This is a genomic window from Nocardiopsis chromatogenes YIM 90109 (assembly GCF_000341185.1).
In the GTDB taxonomy this organism is placed as follows: domain Bacteria; phylum Actinomycetota; class Actinomycetes; order Streptosporangiales; family Streptosporangiaceae; genus Nocardiopsis_A; species Nocardiopsis_A chromatogenes.
Map to the genome: position 1 here is coordinate 1 of NZ_ANBH01000299.1, position 8,251 is coordinate 8,251.

Genomic DNA, 8,251 nt, shown 5'->3' on the forward strand with positions numbered 1-8,251 from the left:
GGGCGGAGCTCAGCTCGGGCCAGCAGTCCTGCTCGGCGAGCAGGGCCATGCCCAGCACCACCGAGTCCACGCACAGCAGGGCCCGGCCGCCGGGCCGCAGCACGCGGGCGATCTCGCCGAGGGCCTGCTCGGTGGCGAGCTGCCGGGAGAGCACCCGGTCGTCGGCCACGACACCGTCGAACCCCTCCGAGGCGAAGCCCAGCAGCGCCGCCGGGTCGCCCACCACCGGCCGCAGCCGTCCGGGATCGCGCCCCGGCCGCGGGGCCGGGGCGTGCCCGTTGACCAGCGACAGCGAGGGCTTCGGGGCGTCCTCGGCGCTGGGCAGCAGGGTGACCACGTCGTGCCCGGCGGCCACGGCCCGGGAGGCCCCGCGGAACTCGGGCGCGGACAGGTCGAGCAGGCGCGAGGGCTCGGCGGGCAGCCAGCGGGCGAGCTGCGCCCCGGCGACCGCCCAGTAGAAGCGCCAGTACGCCGAGAGCGGATCGGATCCGGCGAACTGCTCCGCCGGGGAGCGCGGAGCCTCCTCAGGGAGGGCGCCGACCGGGGGTCCGGTCGGGGCGCCGGTCCGTGAGGACGCCGGGGTCCAAGCCGCGAAACCTGAGGACGGGCGCACGACACTCCTCTCCCACGTCGTCTGCACAGGTTCCTACCCGCGCCGCCGCGCGCATCACCTGCGGAAGCAGGGGCTGTGCGGGCCGTGCGGGGGGAATCGCGCACGGTGTGGGCCCCCGGAATCAGCGGGGCCCTTCCGTTGTTTGCACCTCCATCACGCACCGGCACTGTGCACCCGAACGCCGACCCGGAGCGCGCGGCGCGCCCCCATCCGAGCGTCCGGAGGCAACGAGGAGGTCAGAAGCGTTCATGGCGGCAACGGGCACCTGCGGCGTCCTCGAACGGGAGACCGCCACACGGCCAGCGGGCCCAAGCGTGCGCCCCGCTCCCACCGCGTCGTATCGTGAGGCGACGATGGTCACCCCACGGCGGACCGGTACAAGGAGGCAGGCGGGCTTGAGTCAGGGCCAGGAGACACTCGACGAGCGGGGGGCTCGGTTCGAGCGGGACGTGCTCCCGTTCTTGGACCAGCTCTATTCTGCCGCGCTGCGGATGACCCGCAACCCCTCGGACGCCGAGGACCTCGTCCAGGAGACGTTCGCCAAGGCCTTCGGGTCGTTCCACCAGTTCAAGGAGGGGACGAACCTCAAGGCGTGGCTGTACCGCATCCTCACCAACACCTTCATCAACTCCTACCGCAAGAAGCAGCGGGAGCCGAAGCAGGCGGGCACCGAGGACGTGGAGGACTGGCAGCTCGCGCAGGCGGCCTCGCACTCCTCCTCCGGGCTGAAGTCCGCCGAGGCCGAGGCGCTGGAGCACCTGCCCGACAGCGACGTCAAGCGCGCGCTGCAGGAGCTGCCCGAGGACTTCCGGATCGCGGTGTACCTCGCCGACGTCGAGGGCTTCGCCTACAAGGAGGTCGCCGAGATCATGGACACCCCCATCGGGACGGTCATGTCGCGGCTGCACCGGGGCCGCAGGCAGCTCAGAACCCTCCTGGAGGAGTACGCCGTCGACCGGGGGATCCTCTCCGGCGCGATGGCCTCGGGGGCGCAGGGCGACGGGGCGACGCGGGAGGAGCGGCGATGAGCTGCGGAGGAGAGCACGAGACCCCGTGCAGCGAGGTCCTTGAGCGGCTGTACATCTACATCGACGGCGAGCTCGCCGACGCCGGCTGCGAGGAGATCCGGCGGCACCTGGACGAGTGCCGCCCGTGCCTGGAGGAGTACGGCCTGGAGGAGGCCGTGAAGAAGCTCGTGGCCAAGCACTGCGGGTGCGACCCCGTCCCCGGCGACCTGCGGGGCAAGGTGCTCTCGCGGATCGAGGCGGCCCGGGTGGACATGCAGTTCCGGGAGGGCGCCGCCGAGTAGCGGCGGCCCCCGCGGCCGAGCGGTGGACCACAGGGGCGGCGCCCGCGGGCGCCGCCCCTTTCGCGTGCCCGCGCCGCGGGATTTCGGCCCGGCCGCCCGCCTTTCACGCACCGTCCGGCGATGCGGTCGAAGAGGACACGGAAATGGCATTTTCGGCCATCACGCACGAACTTCGCATATGCGGGACAACGTGTGCAGAATGGTCGCCGCGCCGGGGCGACACGCCCGACCGCGGAACGAATTTTCTCGCGCGGGGACGGCGGGGGCCGGTGCGACCCTATTGCCGCGCTCCGCGTCACGCTCCGTGACTCTCCGTGGTGTTAGCAGGTCGGAGGTGGTGGGAAGTGGTGTCCGAAGCGCGCTGAACGTCGAGGATGTCGCGGCTTCTCCGGCCGGTGCGCCCAATTACTTTGTGTAGTCGCGGATTCTCCGAATCGGATTCGTAGTTTCGCATTCCGAAACGGATGCGGCGGCGGATGCTTACGGTTGGCTCACGGTTCGGTCCGTGAAAATCGGTGCACGAGTGGGGGCCGTTAAACTGGGCGCCATATCGACCGTAAGGGGTTGAATTCGCTTGCCGGGGCGCGTCCGGGGCCGGGGAGGGGCGGACCGCGGCCGGCGGGCACAGGAGGAGGGGGATTTCCATGGCGGGTCTGTTCGCCGTCGCGCACGAGGTGCTGCTCGCGGCCACATGGCTGTTCGGCCATGTCAACGGCTGGTCCTGGTGGTAGAACGGGAACGATGAAATCATGACGGTTCGGTCGGCAATGGGGCGGGAGGTACCGGGAATTGCGGTCGCTGCCGGTAGCGGCGCGGTTGTACGTCTGCCTCGTCGCCCTGGGCGCCCTCGGGGTGCTGGCCGCCGGACCCTTCGCGGGGATCGACCCGGCCACGCTGCTCCTGCTGGCGGTGCTCTTCGTGGTCGCCGAGTCGATCAGCACCATGGTCGACAACGGCGGGGACGGCGGACGGGCGGGCATCTCGCCCAGCTCGTCGGCCTCCCTGGCCGCCGTCGTCCTCGTCGGCCCGGTCGGGGCGGCCGTGGTCGGGCTGTGCTCGGTGCTCGTCGTCTTCCGCCGCCAGAACCTGGTCAAGCGGGTCTTCAACGGCGCCCAGTTCGCCCTGGCCGGGTACGCCGCCGGGCACGCCTTCCTGCTGTTCGGCGGAGAGATGGGGGTGCCCGACCGGGGGGCGTTCCCGTGGATCGTGCTGCCCTACGTCGGCGCGATCCTGGTGCACAACGCCGTCAACGGGGCGCTGATCGTCGGGCTCATGCGCGCGCTGGGCGTGCTGGACCTCCAGCGCCCGAAGCGGGTGCGCTGGCGCCCGATGGCCACCCTTGAGCTGTCCTCGCTCGGCTACGGCATGCTGGGCCTGCTCATCGCCGCCATCTGGGGGCTGGTCGGGCCGTTCGCGGTGCTGCTGGTGCTGCTGCCGCTGTTCATCGCCCGCTGGGCCTTCGACCAGTACATGGCCGAGCAGCGGGCGCACGACGCCACCCTGGCCACCCTGGCCCAGGCGGTGGAGACCAAGGACTACTACACCCGCGGCCACTGCATGCGGGTGTCCAAGGCGTCGGCGATGATCGCCCAGGAACTGGGGCTCAACGCCGAGCGGGTGCACACCATCCGCTACGCCGGGATGCTGCACGACGTCGGCAAGCTGGGCGTGCCGACCAAGGTGCTGCAGAAGTCGGGGCGGCTGACCGAGGAGGAGTTCGCCGCCATCCAGCTCCACCCCATGCGCGGCTACGAGATCGTCCGCGAGATCGGCTTCCTCGACGAGGCGCTGGCCGGGATCATGCACCACCACGAGCGGATGGACGGGCGCGGCTACCCGATGGGCCTGGCCGGGGACGAGATCCCCGAGTTCGCCCGGATCATCTCGGTCGCCGACGCCTTCGACTGCATGACCTCCACCCGCTCCTACCGCAAGGCCCGCTCCATCGAGGAGGCCGTCGCCGAGCTGCGCCGCTGCGCGGGCCCGCAGTTCGACCCGCGGATGGTGGACGCGCTCATCTCCGCCGTCGACCGGGACGGCTGGCAGGCGCCCGACGCGGTGGAGCCGCCCGACGACGACGTCGCCGAGGTCGCCAAGCAGGACCACGACGACCCGAGCGTGCCGCTGCGCGTGGCCGGGGAGGCGGAGCGGTGACGGTCACGGGAATGGTGTCGGCGGCCTCCGCCGGGCGGGGCACCGTTCCGCCCCGCATCGACCACACCCGGATGTGGCTCATCGCCGGGGCGTGCGTATGCGCGGCCGCCGCCCTGGTGTGGACGCTGGCCGAGGGCTTCGTCGAACCGCACGCCGCGCTGGCCTTCGGGGTGCTCATCGCCGTCGGCGAGATCGCCCGCATCACCCTGCCCGGCCACCGCGAGGTGGCGCCCATCGCCTCGGCCGGGGCCATCGGGTACGCGGTCCTGTCGGACGTGGGCGGCACCGTGGTGCACCACCCGGCCCAGCAGGTCGGCGCGGTGGTGGCGCTGGGCCTGGCGGTGGGCGAGCTGCCGCACCTGGCGGTGGGGCGCGGCCCGCGCTGGAGCGACCTGTGCCGCCGGTTCCTGGCCCCGGTGGCGGTGGCCGCGGTCTTCCGGCCCTTCGCCGACGTGCTCTCGCCGACCCCGGGCGACTGGGGCCCGGTGCTGGCGGTGATGGCCGGGCTGGTGATCGCCGCCTGGACGGTGGACGCCGCGCTGGCGGCGGCGATCCGCGCCGAGCGGCTGCGCACCCGGTTCACCGTGGCGCTGCGCGACGAGGTGCGGGCCCAGTTCGGCATCGGCATGGCCATCGGCGCCTCGGGCATCCTGATCGCCCTGGCCAGCACGGTGACCGGGCTGGTGGGGCTGCTGGTGTTCACCGCCCCGCTGCTGGTGACCCAGGTGGCCTTCCGCCGGTTCGCCGACATCCGGCTGACCTACCTGCAGACGGTGCGGGCGCTGTCCCGGGTGACCGAGGTCGGTGGGTACGTGGAGACCGGCCACTCGCGCCGGGTGAGCCGCCTGGCCTCGGCGGTCGGCTGCGAGCTGGGCATGCGCGAGTCGGAGCTGCGCGAGCTGGAGTACGCGGCGCTGATGCACGACATCGGCCAGCTCTCGCTGCGCGACCCGATCGCCAGCGGGGCCACCGTGCTGGCCTCCCCGCGCGAGCAGCGGCGCATCGCCGAGCTGGGCTCGGCGGTGATCCGCGAGACCGGGGTGCTGGACGGGGTGGCCGAGCTGGTGCGGCGCCAGTGCGAGGGCTGCCGCGGCGACGGCGGGGACGGCCCGCCGCCGCTGGGGAGCAGGATCATCAAGGTCGCCAACGCCTTCGACGACCTGGTGGGCGACTCCGGCGACCCGGACCGCACCGAGGCCGTGCTGGAGCGGCTGCGCATGGACGCGGGGGAGGAGTACGACCCGGTGGTCGTCGAGGCCGCCTCCCGCGTCCTCACCCGTCCCGAGGCCCGCTGGTAGGGCCCGGGGTCAGCCCTGCGCGGAGGCGATGAAGCGCTCGCGGTCCACCACGACGCGCTCGACGGTGCCGCCCGCCACGGTGCGGCCCTCCGGCCCCCCGGACCCGGCCGGGTTCCGGTCCAGCTGGACCACGGCCACCTCGAACACCAGCCGCTTGCCGTCGGCCTCGGTCAGCACCGCGTCCGCGCGCACCCGGGCCCCGGCCGGGGTCGGGGCGGTGTGGCGCAGCTCCACCCGGGTGCCGACGGTCGTGCGGCCCGGCTCAAGGCCGCCCTCCAGCGCCGCCACGGTGGCCTCCTCGGCCAGCGCCAGCACCCGGGGGGTGCCCAGCACGGGCACGTCCCCGCTGCCCAGGGCCGCGGCGGTGTCGCCGGGCCCGACGGTCGTCTCCACGCGTCCGCGCGCTCCGGGGCGCGGCTCCGTGATGTCGCTCATCGAACTCCTCTGTGGAAAACCCCGTGTTCACGTGAGGGCGTTTGTACCATCGGAGCGTCCGGCCGGGGCGAGAGCCAAGCTCCGGCCGGGCCCCCGCCGGGTCGGCGGGAGGCCGAGCCCGCCGGGCCCGCCGAGTCCGCGTACGCCCGATGGGCGGCACACCGTCCCCCGCCGTCCGTTCGGGTCGGTTGACGGGACGGGGCGCAGGAGGCTCGATCCGCGGGGTGCCCGATCCCGGCGCCGGCCGCGGGCGAGGGCGGGGAAGGCGAACCTCCCGGGCGGGCGCGCCGGGTGCGGGACCGGCCGGACGAATCGGCCCCGCGCCCGGCGCCTCCGCCGGGGTTCCTTCCCCTCTCGGACGCGTCTAGACGCCCATCGTCTTGCGCGGGTACACGTTGTCCGGGTCGGTGGCGATGTTGACCATGTACGGCACCCCGGAGTCGAAGGCGCGGCGCAGCGCCGGGCCGATCTCCTCGGGGTCGGTCACCAGCTCGCCCCCGCCGCCCAGGGCGCGCACCACCTCGTCGTAGCGGGTCTGCGGGGACAGCTCGGCGGCCACGTCGTAGCCGTAGAGCATCTGCATCGGCGCCTTCTCCAGGCCCCAGATGCCGTTGTTCCCGCACACCATCACCACCGGGAGCCGGTGCCGGACCAGGGTGTCGACGTCCATCAGCGAGAACCCGGCGGCCCCGTCCCCGAACAGCGTCACCACCTGCGAGGAGGGCCGGGACAGCCGGGCGGCGATCGCGTAGCCCATGCCGGTGCCCAGGCAGCCGTAGGGGCCCGGGTCCATCCAGTTGCCGGGGCGCTTGGGCTCGATGTACTTGCCCGCGTAGGAGACGAAGTCCCCGCCGTCGCCGATCACCACCGCGTCGTCGTCGAGCACCCGGTTCAGCTCGCCGTAGATGCGCGCCGGGTGGATCGGGTCGCTCGTACTGGCCAGGACGTCGGCGTCGGAGGCGGCCGCCTCCGACGCGGCGCGGGAGATCCGCTCGGCCCACGCGGCGGCCTCGGGGCGCGGCTTGGCCTCGGCGGCGACACCGCGCAGCAGCGCGCCCAGGTCGCCGGAGGCCGAGGCGGCCAGGTCCAGGTGGCCCGCGACCTGCCCGGCCGAGTCGGCCAGGTGCGCCACCTTCGCCAGGGGAGCCCCGTCCTTGCCGCCGAACAGCCCGTGCCCCAGGCGGAAGTCGAGCGGGGTGCCCGCCACGACCACCAGGTCGGCGCCGCCGAGCGCGGCCCCGCGTGCCCGGTTGGCCAGCAGCCGGTGCCCGCCGGGAAGCAGCCCGCGCCCCTGGCCGTTGGTGACGACCGGCACGCCCAGCTCCTCGGCGGCCTCCAGGGCGGCCGCCTCGGCGCCGTCCAGCCACACGTCGCCGCCGAGCACCAGCACCGGCCGCTCGGCCTCCGACAGCAGCCGCGCCACCTGCGTCACCGCGCCGGGGTCGGGGGAGCGGTCGGGCGCGGCCGCCCCGCCCTCCAGCACGACCTCGGCCTGGTCGTACAGCTTGTCCATGGGGACGTCCAGGAAGACCGGTCCGCGGTGGGCGCCGTTGGCGGCGGTGAAGGCCTCGTCCACGGCCGAGGCGATGGCGCCGGTCTCGTGCACCGTCCACGCGCGCTTGGTGACGGTGTCGAACAGCGGCGGCTGGTCGAGCTCCTGCAGCAGGCCCTGCCCCCACCGGGCGTCCGGGGCCCGCCCGCCGACCAGGACCAGGGGCGATCCGCTGAACCGGGCGGTGGCCACCCCGCTGACCGCGTTGGTGACCCCCGGGCCCGCGGTGACCACGGCCAGGCCCGCGCGCCGGGTGAGCTTGCCGACCCCTTCGGCGGCGAACACGGCGGTCTGCTCGTGCCGCACGTCCAGCAGCCGCATCACGGGTTCGGGCTTGACCGCCGCGTCGTAGAGGGGGAACACGTGCCCGCCGCTGAGGGTGAACATGGTGTCCACGCCGTGGTGGCGGGCGGCGGCGACGGCGTGCGCGCCGCCGTGTCCGCCGACGGGGCCGGTGAAGGGGGCCGTATCCATGGGGAGCCTCGCTGTCCTGGTGCTCGCTCGGGTCGGGAGAACGCGAAACTTACTCGCGAGTCAAATAGCACCGTAGTGATTCCGGTCGCACCGGGACAAGAGGGCGCGGCGGGCGGTCCGCCCGGCGCCGCTCACCGCTCCTCGGGCGGGCGCAGCCGGGTGACGAACTTGTAGCGGTCGCCCCGGTACAGTGAGCGCACCCACTCCACCGGGTTGCCCTCGTTGTCGAAGCTGTGCTGGCAGTGCAGCACCAGCGGCAGGCCCACGTCGACGCCGAGCAGCCGGGCCTCGTCCGGGGTGGCCAGCACCGTCTCGATGGTCGCCTCGGCTTCGGCCAGCCGCACGTCGTAGGCGCTGGCCAGCGCCTCGTACAGGGAGGCGTACCGGTCCAGCTGGCGGGGCAGGGCCGGGGAGGG

The 8,251-nt window shown here is 73.8% G+C and carries 8 protein-coding genes; 4 read left to right on the top strand and 4 right to left on the bottom strand.

Translation table 11 applies throughout. The features are described from left to right. A partial coding sequence (locus D476_RS34725) for a class I SAM-dependent methyltransferase (RefSeq protein WP_017626966.1) occupies positions 1 to 613 on the bottom strand: 613 nt, incomplete at its 3' end. A gap of 395 nt (positions 614 to 1,008) precedes the next feature. Between D476_RS34725 and D476_RS0126730 the strand changes: the two genes are divergently transcribed. The 4 genes from D476_RS0126730 to D476_RS0126750 all read left to right on the top strand — a co-directional run bounded on the left by D476_RS0126730 (position 1,009) and on the right by D476_RS0126750 (position 5,374). After that, a complete protein-coding gene (locus tag D476_RS0126730; RefSeq protein WP_017626967.1) occupies positions 1,009 to 1,641 on the top strand; it encodes a sigma-70 family RNA polymerase sigma factor in 633 nt (210 codons plus the stop codon). Further along, positions 1,638 to 1,922, top strand: coding sequence for a mycothiol system anti-sigma-R factor (gene rsrA / locus D476_RS0126735; protein ID WP_017626968.1), 285 nt, complete (start codon positions 1,638 to 1,640; stop codon positions 1,920 to 1,922). Before D476_RS0126730 ends, rsrA begins: the two co-directional genes overlap by 4 nt. Positions 1,923 to 2,738: 816 nt before the next feature. After that, positions 2,739 to 4,076, top strand: coding sequence for an HD-GYP domain-containing protein (locus tag D476_RS0126745; protein ID WP_017626969.1), 1,338 nt, complete (start codon positions 2,739 to 2,741; stop codon positions 4,074 to 4,076). 11 nt (positions 4,077 to 4,087) lie between these two features. Next, complete coding sequence (locus tag D476_RS0126750) at positions 4,088 to 5,374, top strand: HD-GYP domain-containing protein (protein WP_017626970.1); 1,287 nt, start codon at positions 4,088 to 4,090, stop codon at positions 5,372 to 5,374. A gap of 9 nt (positions 5,375 to 5,383) precedes the next feature. Here the strand turns inward: D476_RS0126750 and D476_RS0126755 are convergent, their stop codons facing one another. The 3 genes from D476_RS0126755 to D476_RS0126765 form a co-directional block, all read right to left on the bottom strand. Continuing rightward, entirely contained in the window at positions 5,384 to 5,809 is a 426-nt protein-coding gene (locus D476_RS0126755) for a thioesterase family protein (RefSeq protein WP_017626971.1), read from the bottom strand. 364 nt (positions 5,810 to 6,173) lie between these two features. Further along, positions 6,174 to 7,835 carry an acetolactate synthase gene (locus D476_RS0126760; protein ID WP_017626972.1) on the bottom strand — a complete coding sequence of 554 codons (1,662 nt, stop codon included), beginning with the start codon at positions 7,833 to 7,835 and terminating at the stop codon, positions 6,174 to 6,176. 131 nt (positions 7,836 to 7,966) lie between these two features. After that, on the bottom strand, positions 7,967 to 8,251 hold a 285-nt coding region (locus tag D476_RS0126765), incomplete at its 5' end, for a GntR family transcriptional regulator (protein ID WP_017626973.1).